This is a genomic window from Saccharicrinis carchari, from assembly GCF_900182605.1.
In the GTDB taxonomy this organism is placed as follows: domain Bacteria; phylum Bacteroidota; class Bacteroidia; order Bacteroidales; family Marinilabiliaceae; genus Saccharicrinis; species Saccharicrinis carchari.
This window is the reverse complement of record NZ_FXTB01000003.1, coordinates 167,910-182,019: the sequence shown is the minus strand read 5'-3', so window position 1 is coordinate 182,019 and position 14,110 is coordinate 167,910. Positions and strand designations below refer to the sequence as shown.

At 40.7% G+C, this 14,110-nt stretch carries 14 protein-coding genes; 11 read left to right on the top strand and 3 right to left on the bottom strand.

Going from position 1 to position 14,110, the window contains the following annotated elements:
- Positions 1-27 precede the first annotated feature (27 nt).
- From trhA to queA, 7 genes are all read left to right on the top strand, one after another.
- Complete coding sequence (trhA, locus tag FN809_RS07465; RefSeq protein WP_142532880.1) at positions 28-687, top strand: PAQR family membrane homeostasis protein TrhA; 660 nt, start codon at positions 28-30, stop codon at positions 685-687.
- A gap of 19 nt (positions 688-706) precedes the next feature.
- Positions 707-1,573: a patatin-like phospholipase family protein gene (locus tag FN809_RS07460; RefSeq protein ID WP_142532879.1), complete on the top strand. Its 867-nt coding sequence runs from the start codon at positions 707-709 to the stop codon at positions 1,571-1,573.
- Between the two features lie 61 nt (positions 1,574-1,634).
- The gene (locus tag FN809_RS07455; protein WP_142532878.1) at positions 1,635-2,513 is read left to right on the top strand and encodes a cell division protein FtsX; all 879 of its coding nucleotides are present in this window, start codon (positions 1,635-1,637) and stop codon (positions 2,511-2,513) included.
- Positions 2,514-2,525: 12 nt separating this feature from the next.
- The gene (locus FN809_RS07450; RefSeq protein ID WP_142532877.1) at positions 2,526-2,774 is read left to right on the top strand and encodes a DUF3098 domain-containing protein; all 249 of its coding nucleotides are present in this window, start codon (positions 2,526-2,528) and stop codon (positions 2,772-2,774) included.
- A gap of 107 nt (positions 2,775-2,881) precedes the next feature.
- Positions 2,882-3,670, top strand: a complete 789-nt coding sequence (locus tag FN809_RS07445) for an undecaprenyl-diphosphate phosphatase (protein WP_142532876.1) — start codon at positions 2,882-2,884, stop codon at positions 3,668-3,670.
- A gap of 82 nt (positions 3,671-3,752) precedes the next feature.
- The gene (truB, locus tag FN809_RS07440; RefSeq protein WP_142532875.1) at positions 3,753-4,457 is read left to right on the top strand and encodes a tRNA pseudouridine(55) synthase TruB; all 705 of its coding nucleotides are present in this window, start codon (positions 3,753-3,755) and stop codon (positions 4,455-4,457) included.
- Positions 4,458-4,551: 94 nt separating this feature from the next.
- Positions 4,552-5,601, top strand: coding sequence for a tRNA preQ1(34) S-adenosylmethionine ribosyltransferase-isomerase QueA (queA, locus tag FN809_RS07435; protein ID WP_142532874.1), 1,050 nt, complete (start codon positions 4,552-4,554; stop codon positions 5,599-5,601).
- A gap of 301 nt (positions 5,602-5,902) precedes the next feature.
- On the opposite strand, the gene FN809_RS07430 is transcribed toward queA, so the two are convergent.
- On the bottom strand, positions 5,903-7,213 hold the full coding sequence (locus FN809_RS07430; protein ID WP_142532873.1) for a cryptochrome/photolyase family protein: 1,311 nt from the start codon (positions 7,211-7,213) through the stop codon (positions 5,903-5,905).
- 142 nt (positions 7,214-7,355) lie between these two features.
- Between FN809_RS07430 and FN809_RS07425 the strand changes: the two genes are divergently transcribed.
- Together FN809_RS07425 and FN809_RS07420 are read left to right on the top strand one after the other, a co-directional pair.
- Complete coding sequence (locus FN809_RS07425) at positions 7,356-8,189, top strand: universal stress protein (protein WP_142532872.1); 834 nt, start codon at positions 7,356-7,358, stop codon at positions 8,187-8,189.
- Between the two features lie 208 nt (positions 8,190-8,397).
- Complete coding sequence (locus FN809_RS07420) at positions 8,398-9,420, top strand: ATP-dependent 6-phosphofructokinase (protein ID WP_142532871.1); 1,023 nt, start codon at positions 8,398-8,400, stop codon at positions 9,418-9,420.
- Positions 9,421-9,662: 242 nt separating this feature from the next.
- On the opposite strand, the gene FN809_RS07415 is transcribed toward FN809_RS07420, so the two are convergent.
- Both FN809_RS07415 and udk read right to left on the bottom strand, forming a co-directional pair.
- Positions 9,663-10,385, bottom strand: a complete 723-nt coding sequence (locus FN809_RS07415; RefSeq protein ID WP_142532870.1) for a 3'-5' exonuclease — start codon at positions 10,383-10,385, stop codon at positions 9,663-9,665.
- An 11-nt stretch (positions 10,386-10,396) separates the two neighbouring features.
- Positions 10,397-11,008 carry a uridine kinase gene (gene udk, locus FN809_RS07410; protein ID WP_142532869.1) on the bottom strand — a complete coding sequence of 204 codons (612 nt, stop codon included), beginning with the start codon at positions 11,006-11,008 and terminating at the stop codon, positions 10,397-10,399.
- A gap of 57 nt (positions 11,009-11,065) precedes the next feature.
- On the opposite strand from udk, the gene FN809_RS07405 reads away from it, so the two are divergent.
- Positions 11,066-11,365, top strand: a complete 300-nt coding sequence (locus tag FN809_RS07405) for a Dabb family protein (RefSeq protein ID WP_142532868.1) — start codon at positions 11,066-11,068, stop codon at positions 11,363-11,365.
- Between the two features lie 85 nt (positions 11,366-11,450).
- Complete coding sequence (locus FN809_RS07400) at positions 11,451-14,000, top strand: ATP-binding protein (RefSeq protein ID WP_142532867.1); 2,550 nt, start codon at positions 11,451-11,453, stop codon at positions 13,998-14,000.
- Positions 14,001-14,110 lie beyond the last annotated feature (110 nt).

Genomic DNA, 14,110 nt, shown 5'->3' with positions numbered 1-14,110 from the left:
TCTTTGTAGCAATTAAAAAAGCTCCTCATGTCCGATACCACCAAGTCCTATCCACTTAATACCTATAGTAAGCGCGAAGAAAAGCTGAACATTATTACACATGCTATAGGAGTTATTTGTGCTGTGCCGGCCTTTATTTTAATGCTGATAAAAATTTGGCCCAGTAATAATGTAAGTCTTGTTTTCTCAGTAACCATATACGGGTTCAGCCTTATTACGCTCTACATCGCCTCCACCTTGTTCCATAAGGCAACCCAAGCCCAACTCCGACATAGACTAAATATATTCGACCATGCAGCTATTTATTTTCTTATAGCCGGAACCTATACACCGTATGCCTTAATAACACTAAATGGAGAAACGGGATGGATTGTAATGGCTGTTATTTGGACGATTGCCCTTATCGGAATTATACTAAAATTTTTTTTTACGGGTAAATACCGTCTCCTTTCTACCATAATGTATGTAGCTATGGGCTGGGTGGTAGTATTTGCCATTAAGCCCTTATATAACAATCTGGATTTTGCTGGCTTTATATGGCTGATGGTCGGCGGTTTAGCCTATACCCTGGGAGCAGTTTTGTATGCCCTTAAAAATATACCTTTTAATCATGCTATTTTTCACGTATTCGTATTAATGGGCAGTGCAAGCCATTTTATATCCATTTATAAATATGTCCTCGTTTAAATAAATTCGTTTTAATACCATGAATAATAACATAGGTTTGGTTTTAGAGGGTGGTGGTTTTCGTGGATTATATACAGCAGGTATCCTGGATTGTATGTTGGCGCACCGGATCGTATTTCCATATACAGTAGCCGTATCCATGGGAGCCAGCAATGCCACCAACTATTTGGCCGAACAAACCAAACGCAACCTCCAGGTGCCCTATACGCTTATCAACGATTCACGCTATCTGAGCTATGCTCGTTTACTTACCAAAGGGGAGCTGTTCGGGATGAACTTTATCTTTAACGAGGTACCCAACACCCTTATCCCTTTCGATTTTAAAACCTTTGTATCTTCGTCCCAGAAGTTGGTTTATGTATGTACCGATTGCCTTACAGGAGAACCCTATTATGTAGACAACAGCAACACGGATGATGCCTTTAAGGCACTGGAAGCCTCTACCAGCTTGCCCTTTGCCTCAAAAATGGTGAAACTGCACAATAGATTATTGTTGGATGGAGGCATAGCAGATCCCATACCCGTTAAAAAAGCTTTGGCCGATGGATGTAAAAAACTGGTGATCATTCTTACCCAGCCCAAAGGATATCGTAAAGCAAGCATCCCGTTTAAAAATCTTGCGAAAGCCAGGTACAGAAGATTCCCCCTACTGACCAAAGCCCTACTTAAGCGCCACTTGCTGTACAATAAGCAGTTAGCTTTAGTGGAGCAGTTGGAGGCACAAGGCAGCGCCTACGTATTTCGTCCGGCACACCAGCTTCCCATCAGCCGAACCGAAAAAAACAAACAAAAATTAAAAGAAACTTTTGACAGCGGTCATCGACATTGTATGGAGACAATGGAGGATTTAATGAAATTTATAGACGATAATCATCTTAAAATCTAAAACATATCATAAAACCTTACTATCCATTGTTCTTTTTTATATCTTTACCCCTTGTTTTGCGATGAAAAGAAGAGATAAACAACATACACAGCGACAGCTCCGTAACTCCTATTTTACAACCGTAATCAGCATTGCGCTGGTACTGTTTTTATTGGGTTCGGTAGGGTATTTAATGCTCAATGCACAACGCCTCTCCAATTACGTAAAAGAAAACATTGGTTTTAACATTGTCATTAAAGATAATGTTAGGGAGGTAGAAGTGCGGAGACTGCAAAAATATCTGGATGCTTCGCGCTACGTAAAATCAACTGAGTACATCGACAAGGAAAGAGCGGCCAGGGAGCTGCAAGCACAATTAGGTGAGGACTTTGTCGATTTTTTGGGTTACAACCCCCTGCTTTCGTCTATTGAGGTTAAACTGTTTGCCGAGTACGCCAACCCCGACAGCATTAAAAACGTGGAAGCCATATTTAGTTCATTTACACAGGTAAAGGAAGTTTTTTATCAAAAAAATCTGGTGCAAAAGGTCAACGAAAATATAAATAAAATAAGCTTGGTACTGCTCATATTTAGCGCTCTGCTACTGCTCATAGCCATTGCACTCATCAACAACACCATCCGTTTGTCGGTGTATGCCAAGCGCTTTTTAATAAACACTATGAAGTTAGTTGGCGCCACCAAAGGGTTTATACGACAGCCTTTTATAACAACAAGTATTTTACATGGATTTGTTGGAGGAGTGGTAGCCAATATAATGCTGGGCGGAAGTATTTACATATTACATAAAGAACTGGGTGGCTTTATCGGCTTCGATAACATTGAGCTCATTGGTATTTTATTTATACTGGTTATTGGGGTAGGTGTATTATTGTCTCTTATCTCTACATTTTTTGCCGTAAATAAATACCTTCGACTAAAAACAGACCAATTATATTTTTAACTTACAACTACTATGTGGAGTAATAAACACGATAAAAAATTTGAGTTTGCCCTGGACAAGCAAAACTACCTGTTGATGGCAATTGGTTTTGGCATTATTATTTTGGGCTTTATTTTAATGATTGGGGGAAGAAGTGAAGATCCCAATGTATTTAACGAGGAGATATACGGTTTTCAGCGTATCACTTTGGCTCCCATGCTGGTTTTGGCTGGTTTCGTTTTCGAAATTTATGCTATCATGAAAAAACCAGGCAAAAAATAAAACCACACCAGTCAAATCTCACCAATCGACTATTTATATCGCCATCCGTAATGATTTGTCAATACGCAATTGGCACCTTTGTTTAATATTTTCATCCTTTTTACAACATGAGTTGGATTGAAGCATTGATTTTGGGTCTTGTTCAAGGCCTTACGGAGTTTTTGCCCGTAAGTAGCAGTGGACATCTCGAAATAGGCAAACATCTGTTGGGTGTAGAAGCCTCCGATAACCTTACCTTTACCGTTGTGGTGCACGGAGCAACCGTACTAAGTACCCTGATCGTTTTCCGCAAAGATATAGCCCGTTTAATTGCGGGCTTGTTTGCCTTTAAATGGAACGATGAAACGCAGTATCTTTTTAAAATAGCCGTCAGCATGCTACCCATAGCTCTTGTGGGCTTATTTTTTAAAGATTACGTTGAAGAACTTTTTAATACCCCCAAAATAATGCTACTTGTTGGGTTTATGCTGCTCATTACCGCAACCTTATTGGGCTTTACTTATTATGCCAAATCAAAAAATAAAGAGGTAACTTTTAAAGATGCATTTATCATCGGGATAGCGCAGACCATTGCTGTAATGCCGGGTATTTCGCGCTCCGGTTCCACCATTGCAGTTGGTTTATTATTAGGCGTAAAAAAAGAAGCTGTAGCACGCTTTTCGTTTTTAATGGTGCTCGTACCTATTTTAGGTGAAAACGTTTTAAGCCTTTTCAAAGATGATTTTTCTGCTTCCGGCTCCATCGGAGCACTGCCCTTGCTTATTGGTTTTGTAGCCGCATTTGTATCGGGTCTGCTGGCATGTAAGGCAATGATTCAACTGGTAAAAAAAGGAAAGCTCATTTACTTTGCCATATACTGTGCCGCAGCAGGATTGATAACAATCATTTTTGCATAAAGGCATTCATCTACAACTAATATTAACAAATAATTGCCGAAAATATATTTCGGGCAATTGCATTGTTTTATAAATACATACCATGGATATTGAAAGTAAAAATACAGCATACGATTTTAAAACAGGCGAAGTTTTATTGTTCGATAAGCCCTATCAATGGACCTCTTTTGACCTGGTAAACAAAGTGCGTAAACTGATATGCAATAACCTTGGTGTTAAAAAAATTAAGGTAGGTCATGCCGGTACGCTGGATCCGTTGGCAACCGGGTTGCTAATTGTATGCACCGGAAAAGCAACCAAAACCATCGATAGTTATCAGGCAGAAGAAAAGGAATATGTGGCCACCTTACACTTGGGGGCTACCACCCCATCCTTTGATTTGGAAACTGAGATAGATGCGCAATATCCCACCGAACACATTACACGCGAACTGGTGGAAAAAACTTTGAAAAATTTTATCGGTGAGCTGGAGCAGATACCCCCCTCCTATTCTGCCGTTAAAATAAAAGGCAAACGCGCTTACGAGTTTGCACGTGAAGGTAAAGACCCCGGCTTAAAAGCAAAGAAGTTAATAATTCGGGAGATAGAACTTCTTCGTTTCCACGACAACCAATTGGAGCTTCGGATTGTTTGCAGTAAAGGAACCTATATACGTGGATTGGCTCGTGATATAGGCGAGGCATTGCAAAGTGGAGCGCACCTAAGTGCTTTAAAAAGAACACGTATTGGTCAATTCATCATAGATAATTGTACAGATATCGAAACTTTTGAAAATAAATTAAAATAATTTGTAACCTTTGCCCAATTCGTACGTATAAGGTGGCTCTTGTGCGTACATCACCGTAAGAAACATAGTAATAAATACATAAATCATATACAGTATGAAGCTATCAAAGTTTAAGTACAACCTCCCTGAAGAATTAATTGCCTTACACCCATCCCCTAACCGCGACGAAGCCAGAATGATGGTTTTAGATAGGAATACGGGTAAGATTGACCATAAAGTCTTTAAAGATTTGGTGGGTTATTTCAACGACCAGGACGTAATGATATTTAACAACACCAAAGTATTCCCGGCACGCCTGCATGGCAACAAGGAAAAAACCGGTGCCGAAATAGAAGTATTTTTGTTACGCGAACTGAACAAAGAACAAAAACTTTGGGATGTACTGGTTGATCCTGCCCGGAAAATAAGAATTGGCAACAAGCTTTATTTTGGTGAGAACGACGAAATGGTAGCCGAGGTAATAGACAACACCACATCGAGAGGACGAACCCTGCGCTTTTTATACGACGGACCCTACGACGAATTTAAGAAAACACTTTTTGGCTTGGGTGAAACACCACTGCCAAAAAATATAAATCGAGAGGTAGTGCCTGAGGATAAAGAACGTTACCAAACCATATTTGCCAAGCACGAAGGTGCCGTTGCCGCACCCACAGCCGGTATGCACTTTAGTCGCGAGCTGATGAAACGGTTGGAAATATTAGGTGTTGACTTTGCCGAAGTAACCCTGCATGTGGGTTTGGGTAATTTCCGATCGGTAGATGTAGAAGACCTGACCAAGCATAAAATGGACTCGGAGCAGATTTTTATTACCAAAGAAGCTTGCAACATTATTAACAAAGGTAAAGAAAATCGCCAGCGAATATGTGCCGTAGGAACCACCGTAATGAGAACCATTGAAAGTTCCGTTTCTACTTATGGCCACGTAAAGCCTTTTGAAGGATGGACCAACAAATTTATCTTTCCACCGTACGACTTTAAAGTAGCCAATAGCATGGTTTCTAACTTACACCTGCCCCTATCTACCTTAATGATGATGACCGCCGCTTTTGCCGGTTACGATCATCTGATGAATGCTTACGAGGTGGCTATCAAAGAAAAATATCGTTTCGGCACCTATGGCGATGCGATGCTGATAATTTAGTTTAGGTATTTAGGCCATTAGGCAGTTAAATCATTAGTGTCAAGTCAGGCGTAACCTGACGGCCCAAGCCTTGCTCTTTCTACCTTGAGCTTCTCAAAAAAAAGGCTCACGTAGCTGAGGCTATGCTTACTTTTTTATTGATTTGCACAAGGCAAGATAAAGCGACGGCTTAACCGACATCCTACACATGACTTGACACTAGGTAATATCCTAAAGCATTGGAGCACTGGAACGGTTCTGTATAAGCAAGCTGCCAATCAGAACCGTTCCCTAAAAAAAGCGACTTAAAGAGCCATTCCATTCAGCCATAGCTTTCAATCCCCTTTTTGTAGGCTTCCAATGCCCTTTTGCGCGCCATGGAATGCTCTACCATAGCTTGAGGATAGGCCACCGTGCCCAATTCCGGAATCCACTTTCGGATATAATTATAATCCGGGTCGAATTTTTTTTGCTGGAGTATGGGATTGAATACCCTAAAATACGGTGCTGCATCGCAGCCCGTGCCGGCAGCCCATTGCCAATTACCCACATTGGACGACAACTCAAAATCCAGTAGCTTTTCGGCAAAATAGGCCTCGCCCCATTGCCAGTCGATAAGCAAATGTTTGCACAGGAAAGATGCGGTAACCATACGCACCCTATTGTGCATATAGCCGGTTTGGTTGAGTTCCCGCATGCCGGCATCCACCATTGGATAGCCTGTAGTTCCATTACACCAACGCGCAAAGTCATCCTCGTTATTGCGCCACTTTATCCAATCGTATTTACTTTTAAAATTACGTCCGGTCGACTGCGGAAAATGATACATTATCTGCATAAAAAACTCGCGCCATATCAACTCCAACAAAAAAGTATGGCTGGCTTGCTTTACCTTAGCCACTATTTCCCTGATACTTACCGTCCCAAACCGAAGGTGCGGCCCCAAATAACTCCCCGCGTCCTTAAAAGGTAAATCGCGCTCACTTGCATAATCTTCTAAATGCTCTATGCTGAAATTTCGGGTTTTCATTTTGCCCCGCTCAAAACCTAATGATTGTAACGAGGGAAATTCATAATTTAAGGGCGCATAATACACGGATTGCTTTTCACCCTGCACCTCATCTATCTCTTCACTTAACTCTTTAAACTGCTTTAACCACTGATTTTTATACGGTGTATAAACAGTATATGGTTTACCATCCTTTTTAAGCACTTCGTCTCTGGCAAATATTACATGATCTTTATACAAGTTAAAGTTTACATCATGGTTTCGGCACAAAAGCATAATCTCCGTGTCGCGTTTTATTGCATACGGTTCATAATCTTCATTGGCATACACTGCGTTTATTTGATACTCCTTAAAAATTGATTCCCATACATGTAGCACTTTGCCTTTGATTATACGTATAGAGCTGTTGTGTTTCTTCAGGCTCTTATTCAGCTCATGCAGCCTATCATAGATAAAAGTAACCCGACTGTCGTTGGGCTCCAGTTTATCAAGAATATCCTCATCAAAAATAAACAGTAGCAGAACGGGTAAATTGTTACTGCCGGCTTTTATTAAAGCTGTATTGTCGTTGAGCCTTAAATCGCGTCGAAGCCAAACGATATTGATGTTGTTTTGTATTTTCATGTATCTTTAGAAATCAAAGGTTTAAATATCCTCAAATTTTAATATCTTTAATGCAGTACAAAATACGGGATGCACATATAATAACAAAATGCCTTAAAAGCTTTTTCATAAAGGTGTAGTAACAATTTTATTAAAAAAAGTTATGATTAAATTTTTGATACCGATAAATTTTGCACCATACACCATTAATGCCGTTAACTATTGCCGGGCATTGGTCAATCGGGTTAAAGGCGAAATTACCTTGCTTTATTGCTACACCAAGGTGGTAGGTGAGAATAGCGAAGCAAGAGTAAACAAAATCAATTCGCGCGAGGATGCCTTAGCGGAGCTACAAAAATTAAAAAAACACATTCTTGACAGCCTACCTGAAAAAGATAACATTAGCGTGAATATGCGCGTTATAGACGGTTATCCGGAAGATGTTATCGTTAAATTCAGCGAAGAATACCGTCCTGATTTAATTGTGATGGGGACCAAAAGCAAAGGGGAAACCATAAAGGAATTGTTAGGAAGCGTGACTTTTGATGTAATTAAAAAAGTAAGCTTTCCGGTAATGGCCGTGCCCAACGATTATAAATTAAATATCGATAAACTTACCAACATACTATTTATAAACGACTTTGAAAATTGCGAATATACTTCCTTGCACAAATTGGTTCGATTGGTAGGTGCTTTCGACACCAAAATCCATAACGTGCAACACTGCCCTCACGGAAAAGACAAAATAGATCCTAAATTAATGAAGGAGTACACGGAGTATATGCATTCGACCTATCGTAACCAAAATATGATTTGCGATTACATTTGTGATGATGATTTAATTGTAAGTACGCAAGAGTATATTGATGCGCATAATATTGATTTAATGGCTATTACACGACGAAAAAGGAACATTATTTCACAAATACTACAGCCCAGTCGTACAAAAAAAATATTGTTCAACGCCGAAATTCCAACCCTGTTTTTTCATCAGTAGTTTTAATCGTGGAATAGCACGTCATGTACAATTACACATCAATCCAGTGCTTTTTTTACGTTTTTTATTCGCATATAGTTCGTGCTAAAAGATTTTTAACTTAAATTTAAGGGTTGTTACTTACAACAACTATCATAGTGGCCAATAAAAACGGCCGAAGGATATTTAATTAAAAATAAATATACCTGAACACTAAAACTTTATATCGATGAAAATAGGAATAGTATCGGCCGGTGGCGACTGCCCCGGAATTAATGCCGCAATTAGAGGGGTTGGTAAAACAGCCATTGTAGAATATGGAATGGAAGTAATAGGAATATCCAATGGTTTCGATGGTTTAATTGATATGAACACACAGGCACTGCCCGAGAGTAAATTGTCCGGTATCCTTACCCTGGGCGGTACTATTTTAGGTACTTCCCGTATGAAGCCCTTTAAACATCAGGAAGGTGATACGGTGGACGACAAACCACAAGTGATAAAAGAAAATTATCATAACCTGGGTCTGGATGCCTTGGTTTGTATTGGAGGCAACGGAACACAACGTACGGCCAACCTATTGGCCAGAGAAGGCCTAAATGTGGTAGGACTGCCAAAGACCATCGATAATGATGTTTGGGGAACCGATGTTACCTTTGGTTTTGATTCGGCCGTACATATTGCCACCGATGCCATCGACAGGCTGCATACCACCGCCAACTCTCACAAACGTGTGATGGTGATAGAAGTAATGGGACATAACGCCGGATGGATTGCCTTGCACTCAGGTGTTGCCGGCGGTGGAGACATTATTTTGCTGCCCGAAATTAAGTTTGACATGAAGGTAGTAGCTAACGCGGTTATGAGCAGAGCCGAAAAAGGCAAACCCTACTCTATTGTGGTGGTGGGAGAAGGAATAAAAACACCTAAAAAGAAAGGTGCTGCAGAATATATTGGTAAACAGATATTGGAGCGTACTGGCCTGGAAACCCGTGAAACTATCCTGGGCTATACCCAACGCGGTGGCACACCTACTGCGGGCGACAGAATTTTAGCCACCCGCCTGGGTGCCTACGCCGCTGAGCTTATCCACAGTAAGCAATTCGGTAATATGGTTTGCTTAACAGATAACAAAATAAGCTCCATTCCACTGGAAGAGGTGGGGGGCAAAACAAAGTTGGTAGAAAAAGACAACCCACTGGTAGAAGAAGCCCGAAATATGGGCGTGTGCTTTGGCGATAAATGCAAATGATAGTTACAAACGATGGGCTGGCCACGGCAACCACCGCCTGCCTCCTGGCATTGCCACACAGCAAAATTTCAGGAGCCCTCGCCGAACGGGCAAACTGCGATAGTTTTTCATATACACAGTTGTCGTAGAAGCTTTTACAAAAAAAACAAGGAAGGTTATTTTCGACGGGTAACAAATGTCAAATTTGAAAATATTATTTTCAACCTGAAATAAATCAAAATATAGCCCATTAAAGCAATGGGCTATATTACCCTTTCAAAATACTCCTGTTCTATCAATGGCTTGCCCATAAAACGTAAAAGCAACTGAGCCGTAGCCAACACATCCTTTTCGCAGTACATCGCTATCCGATCCAAATCCTTTTCGTTATAATATACCCCTGCCACCTGGCTACCATCAATATCGTCCTTGGGCGAGGGAATATTAAATATGGTTGTGAGCAGATTTAAAGAGGTGTAATGCTTGTAATCGCCAAACTTCCACAGATCCAGCGTATCCAAGAATTTTACCTCCCAGGGTTTTTTCCCGGCTATATTTAACGACTGTGGGAGCCGCAAACCGTTAATAAGGATGCGTCGTGCGATGTAAGGAAAGTCAAACTCCCTGGCATTGTGTCCGCACAGGTTGCGTTCGGGATTTCTATCCATAAAATTATCCAGCATGTTGGAAAACTCGTGCAGCAAAACTTTTTCGTCGTGGTTGGCAAAGCTCTTCACCTTAAAGTGCATTTCGCCCTTAACGTAAAAAACCACCCCGGCCGAAATACAAACGATCTTACCAAACTCGGCATAAATACCTGCCCGGTGGTAAATGTCGGCCGGTGTTTCGTCCTCTTTTAAAAAGTAGTCGGCCTTTTTATCCCAAAGCTGTTGAAGTTCAGGCGCCACCTGCTCATAATTTTCGTGTTGTGGTACAGTTTCTATATCAATAAAAAGAATGTTTTCGGGTTTTAAATGATCTAACATGACAGTAGCTTTTAAGGATGTAAATATTTTTCGATGTACTGTTTTAACAGGTTGATGGCCACCACATTGTTGCCCCCTTGCGGCACTATCAGGTTGGCATAACGTTTTGTGGGTTCAATAAACTGCAGATGGCTGGGTTTAACCGTATTTTTGTACCTATCGAGCACCTGCGAAACATTACGCCCCCGTTCAATGATATCGCGCGATATAACCCTGGAAAGACGATCGTCGGCATCGGCATCTACATAAATGCGCAAGTCCATTAGTTCGCGAAGTCCCTGATGACCCAATATCAGGATGCCTTCTACTATCACTACCTCGGTAGGGTACACGCGTATGGTTTCCTCACCGCGGGTACAGCTCACATAGGAATAGGTAGGTAACTCGATAGGGTTTTTATTTTTTAGTGTTTTAAGATGTGCAACAAGCAGCTCAAATTCCAGGCTATCCGGATGGTCAAAATTAATTTTTTGCCTTTCCTCCAAAGGTATGTGGCTGCTGTCGCGGTAATAGGAATCCTGAGGCAATACCGTTACCTCACCATTGGGCAATTGTTCAATTATTTTCCGCACCACCGTCGTCTTACCTGATCCGGTGCCACCTGCAATACCGATTATCAGCATATATTTATGTATTGTTTTTATCTTTGTAAACGAATATAAACTTAAATAAAAAAAACGATGATTAAGCACCTTGTCCTGTTCAAACTAAAAGCATTTGCAACAGAAGCCGCAAAAACCGCAAAACTGAATGAGATAAAAAAAAGCCTGGAAGCTTTACCTGCCACCATAAAAGTAATAAAATCCCTTGAAGTGGGTATAAATGTAAACCCCGACGAAGATTACGACATTGCATTAAGTGTAGAAGTGGAAACAATGGACGATTTGGAAATATATGCCAAGCATCCGGACCATGTGGCATGTGGAGCCATACTGCGCGCTGTTATGCAAAGCCGTGCATGTGTAGATTATTTGATTTAAACCGCATATTTTGTGCAAAATATAGTTCCGTAGCATAGCCTTGTCGCAAAAAAATAATGTAAATTGTAAGGCTTAAACCGGCATCATGACAAAAAAGATAGTTCCCGAAAAGTGGATACAAACCAAAGTAGCCGTAGGTTTTGTTATAATTGTGGCCATTACAGTGGTTATATTTACAATTACCTACTTTTCGGTGATGTCTGTTATTCAGGTTCAGAACGAAGAATTTGGTCACGAGCACGAGTTTACCTACCTCAACCAACTGGTTTTTGAAATTATTGAAACCGAAGGATTGAGTCGCGTTTACGGTATTACCGGCAAAAAAGAATACTACGAGCAATATATGCAGCACCACGATTCGGTACTTGCCGTGATGAACTACCTTAACCTGCTTTTCCCCGATAAAATTTCGCAAGATGGAATCCGGGAAATCAAAAGCCTTTATCTTCAAAAAAAGGAGCTGATGGATCGTTTATCGCAAATTAATATTATGCGTCTGAATGCTGAATCGGCCAAAACCATACTGGCAGCCATACCCGACTCTGTAAACTACGAGATAAAGCAATACACCTATTCGAGTTTGCAGGTAGATACATCCCGAGCCAACGTTGTTTTGGAAGATACTGTGTTGTTTCTCCAAAAACCTGAGGAAGAAAAAAGAGGTTTTTTTAAGCGTATGGGCGATCTTTTCGGTTCGGGTAAAAAGAAAAATGAGCCACCGGTGGAACTGGAAACCGTACTAAACCGAAAGGTAGATTCCACCGTAATGACTGAACTTAGGCCCAACGAAAATATAGAAGAAATAAAAACACGTATTGAGCAGGTCGAACAACAAGAGCAGCGTTTGAATGTTAAAGTACAAAAGCACGAAAATGACATTATACAGCTGGATCGTCTACTAACCGATCAAATTAAAACGATCATCACTAACCTGCACAATATTACCATTAACCGTAACGAACGCAAGCGACAAGAGCTGGAGGCACTGCGAAGCGACATGATAGATAGGATTTTGCTGCTGGTGGCAACGGCGGTGGCTTTAATGTTATTTTTTATTTTATGGATAAGTAGGGATATTTCGAAAAGCATGCGCCTTAAAAGTGATATTATCCGTGCCAAAGATAGGGTAGATAGGCTGTTAAAGGTGAAAGAGCAGTTTGTGGCACAGATGAGCCACGAAATAAGAACACCACTGACATCCATTATCGGTTTTTCGGAACAATTGTCGGACATGCTTCAAAACCACAACGACGAGCTGGCCGTATCCGAAAAGATTTTGCTGTCGGCAGAGCATTTAAACGGGCTAATAAACAACGTGCTCGATTCCTCCATGTTGGAGTCGGGTAATATTGCTTTTTATAAAGATAGAGTGGATGCTAAACTGTTAATGGAGGAGGTTTATCAACTGTTTGAACTTAAAGCAAAAAAAGCCGCTTTGGCATTTTCGTACACGGTTGACCCTAAGTTGCAGTTTTTTGAATCGGATACATTGCGCTTAAAACAGGTGCTTATCAACTTAATAGGTAACGCACTCAAATTTACGCAAGAAGGCTCCATGGATTTTGCCGTACAAATAAAAAACAGCCAACTGTTGTTTAGTGTAAAGGATACAGGTATCGGTATCCCCCGCGAAAAACAGAAAACAGTTTTTAAAATGTTTAATCAAATTAACCTGAGCTTGTCGCGTAAATATTCAGGCACAGGGTTGGGGCTTTTTATCAGTCGGCAAATTATCGAAGCGATGGGGGGTAATATTTACCTTGAGAGCAAACCAGGCGAAGGAAGCACCTTTTATTTTGAGATACCCTATAAAAAATGTGAGCCTGCTTTTATAAACCCTAAACAGCAGGTAGGCTACATTTTTAAAGACAAAAATATAATGGCCGTTGACGACGACGAGATGATTTGTCAGCTGATTGATGGTATTTTACATGATAAAGTGTTGCGTTTAGACGTATTGTCCTCGCCAGAATCGGCCATACAAGCTATTAAGCAAAGTGCCTACGATTTGTTTATGATAGATTTGCATATGCCAAAAGTAGATGGACTGCAATTACTTAAAATTATACGCGAAGATAAAAAGTTAGCTACTCCGGTATTGTTTTTAACTGCCGACCTGGTTAACTCTGATTTAAAGGAAGCCCATAAGCAAGAAAACACATGGGTAATGGGCAAACCGTTTACCCAGAAGCAAATTTTAGAAAAGCTGGCAAGTATTTTTAATATTGATATCCTATCGGAAGAACCCACAGAGATGGAAAACACAAATGAAGAACCCAAGGCATCTGGCAAGTTATTTTGCCTGGAAGGGATTAAGTCCTTTACAGGAAACGACACCGATTTTTTAAATTCGGTGATAACTACCTTTATCAACAATACGGATTCCGGCCTAAAGGACATAAGGGAAGCCCTTAAATCCGAAAGCAATTTCCATCTTATTATTTCGGAGCGAGCCCACAAGCTGCTTACCGGATTTCGCCAATTTAAGATAAACCACGGTATTGAAATGCTGGTTGAGCTGGAGAATGCAAAAGATAAAAAAGCCAGCATTAAAGAGCTTAAAACTACCGCAAACAAGCTGATGGAATACTGGGAAGGCATAAGAACGGAAATAATGAGGGTATCGGCCGAATAGTTATACATGGAGGATTTAAACCCACCGCAATGGAAATAAAAAACCAAAAGAATGAATACGGCTATACCCCGGCCCATTATCAATCGCTATAACAGGCCAAACGGTAGAGA

What these genes read in the sequence shown, in the direction of transcription:
- trhA (WP_142532880.1), top strand. Translation starts at nt 28, where the DNA reads ATGTCCGATACCACCAAGTCCTATCCACTTAATACCTATAGTAAGCGC.
- FN809_RS07460 (WP_142532879.1), top strand. Translation starts at nt 707, where the DNA reads ATGAATAATAACATAGGTTTGGTTTTAGAGGGTGGTGGTTTTCGTGGA.
- FN809_RS07455 (WP_142532878.1), top strand. Translation starts at nt 1,635, where the DNA reads ATGAAAAGAAGAGATAAACAACATACACAGCGACAGCTCCGTAACTCC.
- FN809_RS07450 (WP_142532877.1), top strand. Translation starts at nt 2,526, where the DNA reads ATGTGGAGTAATAAACACGATAAAAAATTTGAGTTTGCCCTGGACAAG.
- FN809_RS07445 (WP_142532876.1), top strand. Translation starts at nt 2,882, where the DNA reads ATGAGTTGGATTGAAGCATTGATTTTGGGTCTTGTTCAAGGCCTTACG.
- truB (WP_142532875.1), top strand. Translation starts at nt 3,753, where the DNA reads ATGGATATTGAAAGTAAAAATACAGCATACGATTTTAAAACAGGCGAA.
- queA (WP_142532874.1), top strand. Translation starts at nt 4,552, where the DNA reads ATGAAGCTATCAAAGTTTAAGTACAACCTCCCTGAAGAATTAATTGCC.
- FN809_RS07430 (WP_142532873.1), bottom strand. Translation starts at nt 7,213, where the DNA reads ATGAAAATACAAAACAACATCAATATCGTTTGGCTTCGACGCGATTTA.
- FN809_RS07425 (WP_142532872.1), top strand. Translation starts at nt 7,356, where the DNA reads ATGATTAAATTTTTGATACCGATAAATTTTGCACCATACACCATTAAT.
- FN809_RS07420 (WP_142532871.1), top strand. Translation starts at nt 8,398, where the DNA reads ATGAAAATAGGAATAGTATCGGCCGGTGGCGACTGCCCCGGAATTAAT.
- FN809_RS07415 (WP_142532870.1), bottom strand. Translation starts at nt 10,385, where the DNA reads ATGTTAGATCATTTAAAACCCGAAAACATTCTTTTTATTGATATAGAA.
- udk (WP_142532869.1), bottom strand. Translation starts at nt 11,008, where the DNA reads ATGCTGATAATCGGTATTGCAGGTGGCACCGGATCAGGTAAGACGACG.
- FN809_RS07405 (WP_142532868.1), top strand. Translation starts at nt 11,066, where the DNA reads ATGATTAAGCACCTTGTCCTGTTCAAACTAAAAGCATTTGCAACAGAA.
- FN809_RS07400 (WP_142532867.1), top strand. Translation starts at nt 11,451, where the DNA reads ATGACAAAAAAGATAGTTCCCGAAAAGTGGATACAAACCAAAGTAGCC.